Here is a 13,915-nt window from a genome sequence, read left to right as displayed (position 1 = left end):
GATGCTCGGTAAGTAAGCATATGGACGTAGCAAATCACGTGTTCGGTTATAGACGTATTTCTGAATAACGAGCCAGTACTCCCAACTACTGTTCGCGCGCGACTCGAGGGCGATCGGTTCGTCGGTGCGACGGCTCTCTGTTAGCGCTTTATCGGTCGCCGTTGATCGTGAGCGTATGGTATCCATCTTCGTCGCCGGCTCGACTGGCGTACTCGGCCGGCGGCTTGTCCCGCAACTGACGGCCGCGGGCCACGACGCGATCGGACTGGTCCGAGACGACGCCGGCGCCGCCCTCGTTCGCGACCTGAGCGGAGAGCCGCGGCGGGGGGACGTCCTCGAGCCCGCCACCCTCGTCGATGCCGCCGATGGTGCGGACGTCGTGATCCACGCTGCGACGGCGGTCCCGACCGCGACGAAGCCGACCGCGGCCGACTGGGAGCGAAACGACCGGATCCGACGCGAGGGGACGCGAAACCTCCTCGCAGCGGCCGAAACCGTCGGCGCCGACCGGTTTCTCCTCCAGAGTATCGTCTGGCTCGCCCGCCAGCCGGACGGACGCGCGTTCGACGAGGACGCGACGGCCCACCCCGACCGCACTACCGCATCGGCGCTCGAGGCCGAACGGCTGCTCACCGAAACGGCCGAGACGAGCGGACTCGAGGCCTGCACGCTGCGCTGTGGTTGGTTCTACGCGCACGACGCCGTCCACACCCGCCGGATCGGGCGCCGGCTGCTCGCTCGGCGACTGCCGATCATCGGCGCCGGCCTCCTCGGGCGCGAGGACGCGACGCTGTCGTACTGTCACGCCGACGACGCGGCGAGCGCGTTCGTCGCCGCCGCCGAGGGAGAGGCCACCGGAACCTACCACGTCGTCGACGATCGTCCGGCCCCGTTCGCGGCGTTCCTCCGGGGGTTGGCCGACCGGCTCGAGGCCCCGCCGCCGCGGCGAATCCCGGGGTGGATGGCCCGGCCGCTGGTGGGCCGAGACACCGTCCGCCTGCTGACCAGCGGGATGCCGACGACCAACGAGCGGTTCGGCGAGGCGTTCGACTGGGAGCCGGCGCTTCCGACCTGCGGACGCGGTCTCGAGCGAGTGGTCGACCGGTGGCTCGAGACGGGGACGCTTCGCGAGGACGGCGACGGCTACGAGTGGAGCGGTGAGAGCGCCGCTCAGACCCAGGGGAGCGTCTCGAACTCCGAAAGCGACTCGAGGACGTAGTCGGGTTTCGGCTCCGGCCGGTCCGGAACGGTCCCGTCGTCGGGAACCCACACCGACCGCACGCCCGCCGCGCGGGCGCCGGCGACGTCGCTCGAGAGGGAGTTCCCGACGTAGACGGCACTGGAGGGGGCCGACTCGAGGGCCTCGAGGGCGACCTCGAACGGCTCCGCGTCGGGTTTGGCGGCGGTGTCGTAGCCGGCGTAGACGACCGTCTCGAAGGCGTCGTCGAAGCCGGCCGCCGCGAGTTTCTGGCGCTGCATGCCGGGGTCGCCGTTGGTCACGAGTCCGAGCCGGTAGCGGTCGTCCGCGCCGACGGCGGCGACGACCTCGCGCGCGCCGGGCATGAGATCGACGGCCCGCTGGTCGCGAACCTCGGCGAACGCCTCGGCGACGCGGCGGCCGATCTCCCGGTCGTGGCCCGCGTCGGCGGCGAGGTCGCCGAAACACCGCACCCGGAGGTCGTGGACGTCGGTGCTCGCCTCGAGGTAGTCACCGTACCGGGCGTGGTAGTCGCTCGCGGTGAACGTCGGCGAGACGCCGGCCCGCTCGAAGGCGCTCTCGAGGACCGCTGCCGCGTCCTGTCGGTACTCACAGAGCGTCCCGTCGAGGTCGAACAGCACCGTCTCGATCGCGTCGGTCATCGCCCGGAGGATTCGGTGCCGTCGACATAAATCGGCCGCCCGCGTCGGAGACGGGGGACTCTCCTTACGCGGACCGGTATCGGCCGTCGACCCGCTCTGCGAGATCGAGCAACACGGCCCACCCGAGCAGCCGGCGAACCCGCTCGCTCCAGACCTCCTCGAGTCGGGCGCCGTACTTTCGCCGTTCGTAGTGGGGAATCTCCGACTCGAAGCGCTCGAAGACCGTCCCGGCCGCGAGGGGGTCGTCCGCGTCGGCGAGGATCTCGAGGACGGTCTCGGCGCCGTAGACGCGCTCGCGGAACGCGCGTCTGAGCCGCTCGGGGTCCGGCTCGCGGCGGGTTCGCGTGAACCCCGACGGCCCTTCGGTCGCGAGCTCGAGGGCGCGCAGGAAGGTGAGCCAGGTCCGGGCCTCGTCGCGCGGCCCGACGTCGGTTCGGCGAATGATCCGGGCGCAACAGTCGTCCTCGTCGCCGGGAACGAGCGGCACCGCCGCCTGGACCTCGCCGACGAACGCGAGCGCCGCGGGCGGTTCGGGAACGAGTTTGAACTGCACGGTTACAGCTCGAACGACTCGACGAGGACGTCCTCGCTCGTCTCGCCGTAGACGTAGGTGGGGCCGCCGAGGACGTCGATCGTCACTTTCGCGGGGCCGAACAGGTCCGCGGGAACCTCCTCGAAGTTCCACTCGAGATCGTCGAACACGCTGGCGAGGGGGCGGCCGTGCTCGTCGGCGGCCGTCGAGGGAACCGACTCGAAGGCGTCGAACTCCTCGCGGACCACGAGGTGGGCCGTCCCGCCGTAGGCGACGGCGTCGTTGGTCCGGCCGATCGCGGCCTCCTCGCTGGCGGCGACCGGGGCGACGGGTGCGCGGCCGGTCGCCGACACGATGTTGAGCGGATCGTAGCCGAGTTCGGTCAGCCGGAACGTGGCGAGTTCGGCGACGCGGGCGGCGTTGGTCACGCTGCCGGCGACGCTCGCGGTCGGGAACGCGAGGAGGAAGACGCCGGTCGGCTCGACCTCCGCGAGGTCGGCGACCTGCGCGGCGGCGGCGGCCGTCGGCTCGCGGTCGGTTTCGACCGCGAGCGCCGTCAGGTCGAAGGCGTCGGTGTAGCCCACCGTCCGGAACTCCGTCTCCTCGGCGACGAGTGCGCGGGCGGGACCGCTCCCGAGCCCCTCGAAATCCTCTGTCGCGAGCTCCCAGCTGGCCTTCTGTGAACACAGCAGCGCGAGCGCCGGCTGGTCGGTCGACAGCTCGACGTGGGGGATCGGCGCGCCGCCGATCTCCGCGAGGTCGCGCCCCGGCGTCGCCAACCCGGCCGTCTGGATCTCGGTGAGCAACAGGCCGGCCTCGATTCCGCCGTCGAACTCGAGGCCGAAGTCCAGCACCGTCGCCTCGTTCTCGAGTTCGTACGCCCCGACGTTCAGCTCCTCGGCGTACTCGAGGGCCTCGTCGACCAGCTCGATCGCCATCCGGTTGAGACTCTCCATACCGCAGGCTTCGCCCGCCCGCTTAAAACAGTTTGTCAGTTTCGCGCGCCGGCTCCTCGCGGCCGGTCAGGCGACCTCGTAGCCGGCGTCCTTGATCGCGCCGCCCAGCGCGGTGACGTCGACGACGGCGCCGTCGTGCTCGATTCGCACCTGGTCGTCCGCGTGGCTCGCCGTCGCCGACGAGACCCCCTCGAGCGCTTCGAGGGTCTCGGTCACGTTCTGTTCGCAGCCGTCACAGGCCATCCCGCGTACCTCGAGTGTCGTCTGCTCCATCGTCGTTCGACTACCGCCTCCGGCGTGTTGAACGTTGTCGTTCGCGCGAGCCGCTCGAGTTCACTCGCCGCCCCTGGCCTCGCGCCCCAGTTCGGCCTCGACCGACTCGACTTTCTCCCGGGCGGAACCGTCCTGCGTGCGCTTGTCGTCGATCTTCAGCAGGGTGCTCACGCGGTCGCCGTCGACGGCCTCGTGGGCGGCCTGGGCCGCGGCGAACAGCTCACCGACGTCGTCGGCCTCGATCGTCGTTCCCATGGGCGTCGTCTCGTAGGCGACGTCGTACGCCTCGAGGGCGTCGACCGCCTTCGCCACCTCGCCCGCCATGCTGTCTTCGGTGACCGGTGCCGTGCTCAGAAAGCCGATTACCGTCATGCGTTTCCCGTCGGCGGGGAGAGAAAAATAGCTATCCGTCGGCGTCGGCTCAGCGGGGCCGCGGTCGGGCCGGTGCGGTCGCCGCTTCCGGCGGGTAGATCAGGATCTCGCCGTCGGCGTACACGTAGACGTCACACTCGAGGGCGGTGAACGCGACGTGGCCGCCGGTCCGCTCGGAGCCGTCGGCTTTCGAGCGGAACAGGCGCTCTAAGGCGTCCGGATCGATGCTGTCGTAGAGGGAGAACTCTCCCTGGGAGACGTCGACCTCGGTGATCGTCGCCAGTGCGTGAACGATCGTCGCGGTTAACGTCGCGCTGCCGCCGCGGTCGTAGTGGAACACGTACCGGTCGTTCGTCTGGTCGTACTCGAAATCGCTGCGCTCGGTGGAGGGGGGAAGTTCCGTTTGCATTGCGATACCTGGTGTTCAATCGTCCACTAGCAGGTAGTCCAGCCTCGTATAAAAGCTAACCGGGGCGAGTATTAGTTGCGAACCCCGGACGTCACGGCGTCGCGACCGTCCGGCCAGCCGACCGGTCTCCGTCGCTACCGGTCGGGTCCGCGGCGTTTCGGGAGGTCGACGCCGGACGGACGTGTCAAATTTCGTCGCCTTGTTTCCGTCAGAACGGTTCACACGTATTTTTAGTCCCGCCCGCGCTCGGGACTCATAGAGATGGTTACAGAATCCCACGACGTGGTGGTCGTCGGCGGCGGGACTGCCGGGTGTTTCGCCGCGGCGACCGCCGCACAGGAGGGTCTCGACGTCGTGCTCGTCGAACGCAAGACCGAGGAAGAGGGCGGTCACATCGCCTGCGGCGACGGGATCAAGGGAACGAGTTCGTTCCCCGACGTGATCGACCGCGAGCGCCTCCGAGAGGAGTCGTTCACCAACCAGAACATCCGGCGGGCGCTGTTCGAGAATCCCCGAACCGGCGAGACGCTCGACATTCCGTTCCAGGGCGAGACCGGCGCCGTCGTCGACCGCTGGACGTACGGCCAGGTGCTGCTCGAGGAGACGGCCGACGCGGGCGTCGACATCCACTACGACACCGTCGTCCAGGACGTGATCCAGCCAAGCGGCACGGTCACCGGGGTGACGGCGACCCGCGAGGGCCGGCCCCTCGAGTACGAGGCGGACCTGGTCATCGATGGCGCCGGCGCGCTCTCGCTGCTCCAGGACAAGGCGGACTTCTCGGGGTCGTACTTCGACACCAACGTCGACTACTCGCAGTTCTGCTCGGCCTATCGCGAGGTGCTCGAGGTCGACGACCCCGTCGAGTGGGACGACGCGCTCGTGTTCAAACCGACCGAGGAGCTGGGCTACCTCTGGTACTTCCCGCGCAGCGACACCGAGATCAACGCCGGGCTGGGCTTTCAGATGAACAAGCCGCCGATGAAGCTCGTCGAGGTGCTGAAAGCCGACCTCGAGCGCCGGCCGGAGTTCGAGAACGCCCGCGTGAAGAACAAACTCGGCGCGGCGCTGCCGACCCGCCGCCCGTACGACTCGGCGGTACACGACGGCTACGTGGCCGTCGGCGACGCGGCGGGCCACGTCAACCCCTGTACCGGCGGCGGCATTCCCGGCGCCGCGAAGGCGGGCCACTGGGCGGCGAAGGTGGGCGTCGAGGCGATCAGCGACGGCGACGTCAGCGAGGCGGCGCTGTGGGAGTACAACCGGCGGGTTCAGACGGACTTCGGAAAGCGCTTCGCGGCGATGGACCTCTACAACATCTTCGGCGGCGCCCACGAACTGGACGAACTCGTCGCCGTCATCACCGCGCTGCCGGGCCAGCAGCTCGTCGACGCCATCGGCAAGAAGGGGACCGCCGAGATGGGGCTGGGTCTGAAGCTGAAGACGCTCGTGAAGACGGTCGGCCACTGGGACGTCCTCCGGGAGCTCTACCGGGTCCAGAAGGCCGCCGCCGAACTCAAGGCGGTGTACGACACCTATCCCGACACGCCGGACTACTACGAGGCCTGGCAGAAAGAGCGCGATTCGGTCATGGATCGGGTGTACGACGTGACCGGCGCCGCGCCGAAGTACTAGATCTCGTTCACACTTCTCGTTATCCGCAACCCGAACCGATTTTCCGCTGGTCGTACTCTGCCCGGATATGGTATCTCTCGAGGAGCTATCCGCCGAGTACTGCCCCACCGCCAACGGCATGCCGATGCTCGGCCTCGGCACCTGGCAGAACACGGATTCCGAACAGTGCGTCGAGAGCGTCGCGACCGCGATCGAGACCGGTTACCGCCACGTCGACACCGCACAGGCCTACGACAACGAGCGGGCGGTCGGCGAGGGGATCGCCGCCGCGGACGTCGACCGGGATGAGCTCTTCCTCGCGACCAAGGTCTGGAAGTCGAACCTCGCTTACGACGACGTCCTCGAGACCGCCCGCGACAGCCTCGACCGGCTCGGCGTCGACTACGTCGACCTGCTGTACGTCCACTGGCCCGCCGACGCGTACGACCCCGAAGAAACCCTCGCCGCGTTCGACGAACTGTACGACGAGGGGCTGATCCGCAACGTCGGCGTCAGCAACTTCGAACCCGAAGAGCTCGAGGTCGCCGCCGGGACACTCGAGGCGCCGATCTTCGCGAATCAGATCGAACTCCACCCGATGCTCTCCCAGGACCACATCCGGGAGGCCTGCGATAACTACGACGTCGAGGTCGTCGCGTACTCGCCGCTGGCCCGCGGCGCCGTGTTCGACCGGCCCGAGATCCAGGAGATCGCTCGCAAACACGACGTCAGCGAGGTCCAGGTCAGCCTGGCCTGGCTGCGCGAGAAGGGGGTTACCGCGATTCCGAAAGCCACCGGTCGAGAGCACATCGAGGACAACTGGAAGTCGCTGGCGCTCGAGCTGGATCGGGAGGATCTCAACACGCTCGACGGTATCGACGCGACGAATCGCGTCGTCGACCCCGCGTTCGGTCCCTGGAACTGATCGCGGCGCGGGGCTGGCCCTGGAGTATATAAAAATAGTACGTTTGGGCAGGAAGTTTTACGGTTAACCAGTCGATTTTAGTGACTATGGCTACCCGCACGCGCACTCGTGGCGGCGGTGGGGTCGTCGACGCCGTAAAAGTCGACATTCAGCGGTTGCACGGGGCGTGGATGGAACTCGTCTTTCCCCGCCAGCGCGGCCGCGGCCACTCCGTCATGGGAAAGTGGAAACCCGAATCGACGCCGCAGAAGGTGGGCTATCACGGCTGGAGCGCCCTCGGCGCGGTCGGCCTCCTTCTGCTGTACCCGCTGACCGTCCTCGGTCTCGCGACCAGGTTCTACGCGGTCAAACTCGACTCGACGATCACCCGCATCGGCATCGCCGGCGTGACCGGCCTCGCGCTCGTCGTCTGGGGGGCACTCACGGTCGTCGCACACCTGCAACTCTCTCACGAGGCGTTTCTCGCTATCGGCGCGGCCAGCGCCGTCGCGACCGTCTCGACGGCGCTCGCGGCCGGCTTCTCGAAGGTCGGCGGCCGCAGCACGTCCGCCCTGCTCGCCTACCCCTTCGCGATGACCGCGCTGTTTCTCCCGCCGGTCGTCGCCGCGCTCGTGACGCCCTCCCTCGAGCCGTACGTCCTCGAGCCGAGCTACGCGCTCGCCGTCTGGCTGCTCGACAACGTGCTGATCGTCGGCGGCGCGAACGAGTACCTCCGGGCGAACTACGAACTCGCGGGAGCCGCCTACGCGGCGATGTGGGTCGGCGTCTCGTTCCCGCTGGGCTGGTTCTTCGGCGTGCTGGTCGGGCTCGCGAACCTCGTCCGCCCGTCGCGATAGCGCGGTCGCTGGCGGATTTCGGTCCCGAAAACGGCGTTCGACTCGTTTCTGCAGCCGTTACATGTAGCCGAGGTCGCGCAGGCGCTCCATCAGGTCCTCCTTGTCCTGGGCACGGCCGGCGCGCTCGGTCGTCCCCTCGAGGTCCTGCAGCCAGGCGGGTTCCTCGTCGGACTTCTCGGTGCTGATCTCGCTGCCGAGCGAGCGAAAGCCCTCCCAGTACTTCGGCGAGACGGGAATGTCCTCCTGCTTGACGCCCTCCGGAAGGTCCTCGGCGCTCTGGGGGACGTAGCCGTCGTCGGGGAACGCCTCGACGGTGTCCGGGACGACGAAGTTCCAGAAGGCCTCCCAGACGGCCGCCTCGTCGAACTGCAGGATGGGCTGGATGCGGTCGTGGGGCGGGTAGATCTCCGGGTCGTGTCGCGGGGAGAAGAACGTCTCGCTGGCGCGGGCCTCCTGTTCGTCCCAGCGCACCCCGGAGATGACGCCGTCGACGTCGAGCTGTTCTAAGGCGTCGTTGAGCGCCACCGTCTTCAGCAGGTGGTTGCCGGCGTAGGTGTCGAGCAGGAACGGGAACGTCTCCTCCTCGTACTCGAGGATGTTCTCGACGTGGTGGCGGTTGTGCTCGGAGAGCTGAGCGACGGGGATGTCGTCGCCGGGTGTGAGGTCGTGTTCGTCGACGTAGGCGCCGATGTCCTCGTTGCGGGCGTAGTGGACGTCGAGGTCCCACTCGTCGGCCCAGCGCTCGACGAAGTCGTGGATCTGCTGGAAGTGCTGGTAGTGGTCGATGAAGATCGCGGTCGGGAGCTCGTAGTCGTACTGCTCGGCGACCTCCTTGACGAAGTAGAGCACGAGCGTCGAGTCCTTCCCGCCGGTCCACATCACCGCGGGGTTCTCGTACTGCTCTAAGCCCTGCCGGGTGACTTCGATCGCCTTCTCGATCTTGTCGTTTATGTGGGGGTAATCTTCGGGGTCTTCGCCCTCGCCGTCCGAATAGTCGACGTCGATGTAGTCGGGGAAGTTCTGGGGCATCGCTGTGTAATTAGATATAATTACCTCACTTATACCGTTTGGGGCGCCGGAAATCCCTGTCGGAATATACTTCCTCGGAAGCACATCCCTACCGCCGGTTAGTCGTCGTCTACCGCGTCGGTCGCGACTCCGAGCGTCGCGATCGACCGGACCGCCTCCTCGACAGTGAGGTCGACGTCGTGGACGTTCTCGGTGGGGACGTGCATGACGAAGCCGTTGGTCGTCGGGTTCGGCCCCAGCGGAACCACGACCGTCAGCATCTCGCGGCCGTCGGTCGCGGTTTCGATCGTCTCGGGGGTATCCGCCGTGAGAAAGCCGAGCATATACGCGTCGTCGTGGGGAAACTCGACGATCATCACCTCCTTGAACTGATCCGTGTTGTCGTCGACCAGTATGTCGCTCGCCTTCCGAACGGTCGCATAGACGGTGCTTATTCCCGGGATCGACTCCATCGTGGTGTGGACGCCGCGGGATAGCCGCTCGCCGGAGGTGAGATCCGCGACGATTCCGACGAGCAGTATCGTTCCGACGAGCGCGAGTAGCGTCAGGAGCTGCAACACCGCCCGCGGGAGTTCAGCCGGCCAGAGGTAGGCGACAGCGAGGACGAGCGGCGAGATGACGCCGAGAATGAAGTTGAGAACGAGGCTGAGAACCATGATCGTGACGACGAGCGGGATCGTGACCGCCACCCCGTTTATCACCCACCGGCGGACGGTCGAGTACGTTGGCATGCGATTCGACAGGAGGTGCGCCGTTGAAACGCTTCGGATTGTACATGTCTGGACTGTTTCGATCGCCGACGCGGTCGCGTCGGTCGTTCAGTCCGACACGCCGGGGACACTCGAGGAACTCCACGTACCTGGACCGCGTCGAGAATGACACCTCGTCGCGATTTTCCAAAAATTCTTCCAGAGCAGGAGCATTAATGCCATAAAAGGCCGTGTGTAATAGTAAATGACCCACATCTCGTTAGAAAACGTCAGCAAGTACTACGACGGGGGGGAGACGGTCGCGAACTACCGCATCGATCTCGAGGTCGAAGACGGCGAATTCGTCGTCTTTCTCGGCCCGTCCGGCTGCGGAAAGACCACCGCGCTTCGAATGATCGCGGGGCTCGAACAGCCCTCCGAGGGGGCGATCTACTTCGACGGCGAGCGCGTCGACGACCGGTCGCCGAGCGCCCGCAACGTGGCGATGGTGTTCCAGAACTACGCGCTGTACCCGCACATGACGGTCGCGAACAACATCGGGTATCCGCTGAAAGTTCGGGGAGTGGCACCCGACGAGCGCGACCGGCGGATCGACGAGGTCACCGAGTTGCTCCACATCGAAGACCAGGTCGACAAGAAGCCCGCGGCGCTCTCCGGCGGGCAGCGCCAGCGGGTGGCACTGGCGCGGGCCATCATCAGGAAACCCTCGGTGTTTCTGCTCGACGAACCGCTGTCGAACCTGGATGCCAAGCTCCGCCAGGAGATGCGTATCGAGCTCAAGCGCCTCCAGAACGAGCTCGACATCACGACGATCTACGTCACCCACAACCAGGAGGAGGCGATGGGGATGGCAGACACGGTGGTGGTGATGAACCGGGGGACGATCCAGCAGATCGCGCCGCCCCAGGAGCTCTACGAGCGGCCCCGGACGGCGTGGGTCGCCCGGTTCATCGGCTCGCCCCCCATGAACCTGTTCGACGGAACGCGCCGCAACGGCACCATCGAGTTCGGGGAGGCCGGTTCCGTCGGACTCGAGGGCGTCCTCGGCGCGGAGGCGACGGTCGAGGCGGGCGGCGGGGACGACTCGAGTGCGGCCGGGTTGCTCGCGACCGGCTCGACCGGTCCGGTCGCGGTCGGCGTCCGCCCGGAGGACCTGACCGTGTCGACGACGCGCCCGGACTCGGAGAACGTCCTCGAGGGGACGGTGGACACCATCGAGCCGCTCGGCGAGTACGTGCTCGTCAACGTCTCGGTCAACGAGCAGATCGTCAACGCCAAGACGTCCTCGCAGATCGTCGGACCGGGTGATCGCGTCTACCTGTCGTTCGACGACGACCACGCCTACCTGTACGACGAGAACGGCGAACTGGTCGCCTGACCGTCGAAACTGGAGCCACTCGAGACCATGAGCTTACGAGACCACCTCGACGCCCTCGCCGACGACCGCACGACGAGCACCTACGCTGACGTCGACCGGGAGAAAGCGATCGCGCTGGCGGTGTTTCTGGTTCCCGGACTGACCCTGTTCGCGATCTTCTCGGTCGCGCCGATCGTCTACTCTGCGATCGGGAGCTTCTACTCCTGGGATACGTTCACGATGGAGGAGTTCGTCGGGCTGGACAACTGGGTCCGGTCGCTCACCGACCCGCTCATCGTTCACTGGTCGAACATGCGCGAACTTCGGTACCCGATGGGCGCGCTCACCCACAACCTCCTGTGGGTCGTTATTCACGTGCCCGCGAGCACGTTCCTCGGCCTCGGACTGGCGCTGCTGTTCGCCGACCTGAAGGGGCGGCGCATCCTTCGCTCGATGGTGTTTGCGGGCTTTACCGTCCCGCCGATCGTCATCGGGCTGGTCCTCATGTTCGTCTACGACCCCCAGGCCGGGATCTTCAACGAACTGCTCCGAGTGCTCGGGCAGGAGCAGTGGGTCCGCAACTGGACCCAGTCGCCCCAGGTGGCGATCTACGCGCTGATCGCGGGCGGGATCTGGGTTCACACCGGCTTCAGCATGCTGCTGTACAGTTCGGCGCTGTCGGCGATCGACCCCTCGTTGATCGAGTCCGCCAAGGTCGACGGCGCCAACGCGTGGCGGCGGTTCTGGGACATCACCTGGCCGCTGGTCAAGCCGGTGACTGCCGTCGTCGTCATCATGGGGATCATCTGGGTGATGCGGATGTTCGACATCGTCTACGCCGCCGGCGGCGCCGCGGGCGGCCCGAATCACGCCTACTCCGTGCTCGGTATCGAGGTGTACCGGGCCGCGTTCAGGCCCCAGATCGACTACGGGATGGCGATGGTGGTGGCGCTGCTACAGCTGTTCATCGTCGCCCCCCTCGCGCTGTACATCGCGCGCATGCGGTGATCCGACATGGCTACAGACACACACGACACACCCGACGGCGGCTCGGAAACGACCGACGCGTACCGGTACCTGCGGACCGACGAGATCCCCGAGACGGCACCGGCATCCGATCGAACCTGGCGAGCGCGCCTCGAGGAGAGCGTCCCCACGAGTCGACGCACGCTCAAGTACGTCGTCGCGATCACCATCGCCCTGCTCTGGATCGTTCCCTTCATCGGGCTGTTCATGGCGTCGCTTCGCCCGCTCTCTGAGATCATCGGGGGCTGGTGGCACCTCGAGGGGATGACGATCACGTTCGAGAACTACTACCGGGCCTGGGACTACAGCACCGCACCGATGGGGCGGGCGCTGCGAAACACGTTCATCGTCACTATCCCCGCGGTGCTTGTCGTGATGCTCCTCGGGATCATGGCGGCGTACCCGTTCGCCCGCTTCGAGTTCCCGCTGAAGACGACGCTGTTCTTCCTGATCCTGCTGGTGATGGCCGCGCCGCCGGAACTCGTCGCGATGGGCAACTACAACGCTCTGCACGAGTTCGGGCTGTTCGACACGTACATGGGGCTGATCCTGATCCACATCGGCTGGGGGCTGGGCTGGGTCGTGCTGTTTCTCAGAAACTACCTGCTGGGGATTCCGGAGGAACTCGAGGAGGCCGCCCGCATCGACGGCGCCTCCCGGTACCAGATCTTCCGGACGATCATCCTCCCACTGTCGACGCCCGCGCTCGTCTCGGTCGCGGTGATCCAGTTCACCTGGGTCTGGAACGCCTTCTTCTTCCCGCTGGTGTTCATGCGCTCGCCAGAGCTCTACCTCGCGCCGCAGGTCCTCCCGCTGATGCGCGGGCGCGTCCAGGTCGAGTGGGGGCTGATCGCCGCCGGCTCGATCATGACGATGGCCGTCCCGGTGATCCTGTTCCTGCTGCTCGAGCGCTACTACAAGCGTGGCATGGTGGCCGCCGTCGCCGACTGAGGGCGAAGTTCCCTCTTCGCGAGCCCGGTGCCGAACGACGATCCGAGGTAGCCGAGCAGTGCGGAGGCGGAAACGCGGTGGCGATACCGAGGTCCGCGATACTGGGCGTTCGCTTGCGGATAGGCATCATTATGTGACGGATCAAGAGATATGTCTCTATGGTCCGGTATCGGGTGGGAACGAGTCTCTATGCGAGTGTTCTCTTTACAATTCTTGGTGGTATAGCCGTGGTAACCGGCCAACCGTTCATCTTTCCGAGTCTCGGTCCGACAGCGTTCATTCTAGCATTCGATCGACGGGGAGCACGAACCAACTCCTACCGAATCGTTGGCAGCCACATTATCGGTGTCACGGCTGGATTGATCGCGTACGGCCTGATTGCGAATGGCGTCTCTCTCACGGCTGCCCCACTCGCGTATTCTCCCGAATCTGTTCGATTGGCATTCAGTGGTGTGGTTTCGATCGCGCTTACCAGTTGGGGAGTGATCGCTGTAGATGCAAATCACCCACCGGCGTGCGCGACGACTTTGATCGTCTCGCTTGGACTGCTTTCGACACCGCTCGCGGCTGCTACTATCGTCGGGGCAGTGATTATCCTCGTAGAAAGTCACCAGTTGTTCATCCTGGGTTGGGAATCGCTGGTCGACTACCTCGAGTAACGAACTCGAAAACGAGCTACCTGCTTCGATCGCTACAGCCGGGGATTTAGCGCCGACCGCCGACGCTGCCCTATCCCGTTCGCCGATGGATGTGGCCGCGCCCGTTCGCTCACAGCGGCACGAGGCCCGCCCGCGTCGCCCAGACGGCCACGACGAGCGCGAGGGCGTTTGTGAGGAAAAAGGACCGCGAGGACATCCAGGCGAACGAGAGCAACACCGTGACGGGAAGCGCGGCGATGGCCGCCGGCCAGAGCCCGCGAACCAGGAGCGTGGCGAAAAACGCCGTCGTGAACACGTACAGCAGGTCGACGGCGACGGCGTTGGCGCTGCTGCGCCGGACCTCCTGGCCGATGACGACGAGCGCCTCGAGAGGCCCGCCGCTCCGGTCGTCGCGGGCGTCGGTCAC

Annotated in this window: 17 protein-coding genes; 8 read left to right on the top strand and 9 right to left on the bottom strand. The window is 66.4% G+C overall.

Annotated elements, in window-relative coordinates; genetic code table 11:
• Positions 1–175: 175 nt before the first annotated feature.
• The gene (locus NMQ11_RS09600; protein ID WP_255167571.1) at positions 176–1,219 is read left to right on the top strand and encodes an NAD-dependent epimerase/dehydratase family protein; all 1,044 of its coding nucleotides are present in this window, start codon (positions 176–178) and stop codon (positions 1,217–1,219) included.
• Here the strand turns inward: NMQ11_RS09600 and NMQ11_RS09595 are convergent.
• The 6 genes from NMQ11_RS09595 to NMQ11_RS09570 form a co-directional block, all read right to left on the bottom strand.
• Positions 1,171–1,860 carry an HAD family hydrolase gene (locus NMQ11_RS09595; protein ID WP_255167569.1) on the bottom strand — a complete coding sequence of 230 codons (690 nt, stop codon included), beginning with the start codon at positions 1,858–1,860 and terminating at the stop codon, positions 1,171–1,173. The genes NMQ11_RS09600 and NMQ11_RS09595 overlap by 49 nt on opposite strands.
• Before the next feature lie 64 nt (positions 1,861–1,924).
• The gene (locus tag NMQ11_RS09590; RefSeq protein ID WP_255167567.1) at positions 1,925–2,413 is read right to left on the bottom strand and encodes a double winged helix-containing putative transcriptional regulator; all 489 of its coding nucleotides are present in this window, start codon (positions 2,411–2,413) and stop codon (positions 1,925–1,927) included.
• A 2-nt stretch (positions 2,414–2,415) separates the two neighbouring features.
• The gene (gene mch / locus NMQ11_RS09585) at positions 2,416–3,348 is read right to left on the bottom strand and encodes a methenyltetrahydromethanopterin cyclohydrolase (RefSeq protein WP_255167565.1); all 933 of its coding nucleotides are present in this window, start codon (positions 3,346–3,348) and stop codon (positions 2,416–2,418) included.
• A gap of 66 nt (positions 3,349–3,414) precedes the next feature.
• A complete protein-coding gene (locus NMQ11_RS09580) occupies positions 3,415–3,621 on the bottom strand; it encodes a heavy-metal-associated domain-containing protein (RefSeq protein ID WP_255167563.1) in 207 nt (68 codons plus the stop codon).
• Between the two features lie 60 nt (positions 3,622–3,681).
• Complete coding sequence (locus NMQ11_RS09575; RefSeq protein WP_255167560.1) at positions 3,682–3,993, bottom strand: MTH1187 family thiamine-binding protein; 312 nt, start codon at positions 3,991–3,993, stop codon at positions 3,682–3,684.
• A 49-nt stretch (positions 3,994–4,042) separates the two neighbouring features.
• Positions 4,043–4,402: a HalOD1 output domain-containing protein gene (locus NMQ11_RS09570; protein WP_255167559.1), complete on the bottom strand. Its 360-nt coding sequence runs from the start codon at positions 4,400–4,402 to the stop codon at positions 4,043–4,045.
• A gap of 261 nt (positions 4,403–4,663) precedes the next feature.
• On the opposite strand from NMQ11_RS09570, the gene NMQ11_RS09565 reads away from it, so the two are divergent.
• The 3 genes from NMQ11_RS09565 (at position 4,664) to NMQ11_RS09555 (ending at position 7,777) form a co-directional block, all read left to right on the top strand.
• On the top strand, positions 4,664–6,037 hold the full coding sequence (locus NMQ11_RS09565) for a geranylgeranyl reductase family protein (protein ID WP_425607686.1): 1,374 nt from the start codon (positions 4,664–4,666) through the stop codon (positions 6,035–6,037).
• Positions 6,038–6,104: 67 nt separating this feature from the next.
• Positions 6,105–6,941 carry an aldo/keto reductase gene (locus NMQ11_RS09560; protein ID WP_255167557.1) on the top strand — a complete coding sequence of 279 codons (837 nt, stop codon included), beginning with the start codon at positions 6,105–6,107 and terminating at the stop codon, positions 6,939–6,941.
• A gap of 86 nt (positions 6,942–7,027) precedes the next feature.
• Positions 7,028–7,777, top strand: a complete 750-nt coding sequence (locus NMQ11_RS09555) for a hypothetical protein (protein ID WP_255167549.1) — start codon at positions 7,028–7,030, stop codon at positions 7,775–7,777.
• A 57-nt stretch (positions 7,778–7,834) separates the two neighbouring features.
• Here the strand turns inward: NMQ11_RS09555 and NMQ11_RS09550 are convergent, their stop codons facing one another.
• Together NMQ11_RS09550 and NMQ11_RS09545 are read right to left on the bottom strand one after the other, a co-directional pair.
• Complete coding sequence (locus NMQ11_RS09550) at positions 7,835–8,806, bottom strand: phosphoadenosine phosphosulfate reductase family protein (protein ID WP_255167547.1); 972 nt, start codon at positions 8,804–8,806, stop codon at positions 7,835–7,837.
• A gap of 98 nt (positions 8,807–8,904) precedes the next feature.
• Positions 8,905–9,537, bottom strand: a complete 633-nt coding sequence (locus NMQ11_RS09545; RefSeq protein ID WP_255167545.1) for a DUF502 domain-containing protein — start codon at positions 9,535–9,537, stop codon at positions 8,905–8,907.
• Positions 9,538–9,760: 223 nt separating this feature from the next.
• Between NMQ11_RS09545 and NMQ11_RS09540 the strand changes: the two genes are divergently transcribed.
• The 4 genes from NMQ11_RS09540 to NMQ11_RS09525 all read left to right on the top strand — a co-directional run bounded on the left by NMQ11_RS09540 (position 9,761) and on the right by NMQ11_RS09525 (position 13,509).
• Entirely contained in the window at positions 9,761–10,894 is a 1,134-nt protein-coding gene (locus NMQ11_RS09540; RefSeq protein WP_255167543.1) for an ABC transporter ATP-binding protein, read from the top strand.
• 27 nt (positions 10,895–10,921) lie between these two features.
• Positions 10,922–11,881, top strand: coding sequence for a carbohydrate ABC transporter permease (locus NMQ11_RS09535; protein WP_255167541.1), 960 nt, complete (start codon positions 10,922–10,924; stop codon positions 11,879–11,881).
• 6 nt (positions 11,882–11,887) lie between these two features.
• Positions 11,888–12,850 (top strand): carbohydrate ABC transporter permease, encoded by a 963-nt coding sequence (locus NMQ11_RS09530; RefSeq protein WP_255167539.1) that lies wholly within the window; start codon positions 11,888–11,890, stop codon positions 12,848–12,850.
• A 158-nt stretch (positions 12,851–13,008) separates the two neighbouring features.
• Positions 13,009–13,509, top strand: a complete 501-nt coding sequence (locus tag NMQ11_RS09525) for an HPP family protein (protein ID WP_255167537.1) — start codon at positions 13,009–13,011, stop codon at positions 13,507–13,509.
• 109 nt (positions 13,510–13,618) lie between these two features.
• Here NMQ11_RS09525 and NMQ11_RS09520 read toward each other — a convergent pair whose 3' ends face one another.
• Positions 13,619–13,915, bottom strand: a complete 297-nt coding sequence (locus NMQ11_RS09520; protein WP_255167535.1) for a hypothetical protein — start codon at positions 13,913–13,915, stop codon at positions 13,619–13,621.

The sequence above is a fragment of the Natrononativus amylolyticus genome (assembly GCF_024362525.1).
In the GTDB taxonomy this organism is placed as follows: domain Archaea; phylum Halobacteriota; class Halobacteria; order Halobacteriales; family Natrialbaceae; genus Natrononativus; species Natrononativus amylolyticus.
Note: the sequence above shows the minus strand (reverse complement) of the source record. Positions and strands in the feature narration are given on the sequence as shown.

Bases quoted from the DNA above. Each gene is read 5' to 3' on its own strand.
- NMQ11_RS09600 (WP_255167571.1), top strand. From the start codon at position 176: ATGGTATCCATCTTCGTCGCCGGCTCGACTGGCGTACTCGGCCGGCGG.
- NMQ11_RS09595 (WP_255167569.1), bottom strand. From the start codon at position 1,860: ATGACCGACGCGATCGAGACGGTGCTGTTCGACCTCGACGGGACGCTC.
- mch (WP_255167565.1), bottom strand. From the start codon at position 3,348: ATGGAGAGTCTCAACCGGATGGCGATCGAGCTGGTCGACGAGGCCCTC.
- NMQ11_RS09580 (WP_255167563.1), bottom strand. From the start codon at position 3,621: ATGGAGCAGACGACACTCGAGGTACGCGGGATGGCCTGTGACGGCTGC.
- NMQ11_RS09575 (WP_255167560.1), bottom strand. From the start codon at position 3,993: ATGACGGTAATCGGCTTTCTGAGCACGGCACCGGTCACCGAAGACAGC.
- NMQ11_RS09570 (WP_255167559.1), bottom strand. From the start codon at position 4,402: ATGCAAACGGAACTTCCCCCCTCCACCGAGCGCAGCGATTTCGAGTAC.
- NMQ11_RS09565 (WP_425607686.1), top strand. From the start codon at position 4,664: ATGGTTACAGAATCCCACGACGTGGTGGTCGTCGGCGGCGGGACTGCC.
- NMQ11_RS09560 (WP_255167557.1), top strand. From the start codon at position 6,105: ATGGTATCTCTCGAGGAGCTATCCGCCGAGTACTGCCCCACCGCCAAC.
- NMQ11_RS09555 (WP_255167549.1), top strand. From the start codon at position 7,028: ATGGCTACCCGCACGCGCACTCGTGGCGGCGGTGGGGTCGTCGACGCC.
- NMQ11_RS09550 (WP_255167547.1), bottom strand. From the start codon at position 8,806: ATGCCCCAGAACTTCCCCGACTACATCGACGTCGACTATTCGGACGGC.
- NMQ11_RS09545 (WP_255167545.1), bottom strand. From the start codon at position 9,537: ATGCCAACGTACTCGACCGTCCGCCGGTGGGTGATAAACGGGGTGGCG.
- NMQ11_RS09540 (WP_255167543.1), top strand. From the start codon at position 9,761: ATGACCCACATCTCGTTAGAAAACGTCAGCAAGTACTACGACGGGGGG.
- NMQ11_RS09535 (WP_255167541.1), top strand. From the start codon at position 10,922: ATGAGCTTACGAGACCACCTCGACGCCCTCGCCGACGACCGCACGACG.
- NMQ11_RS09530 (WP_255167539.1), top strand. From the start codon at position 11,888: ATGGCTACAGACACACACGACACACCCGACGGCGGCTCGGAAACGACC.
- NMQ11_RS09525 (WP_255167537.1), top strand. From the start codon at position 13,009: ATGGTCCGGTATCGGGTGGGAACGAGTCTCTATGCGAGTGTTCTCTTT.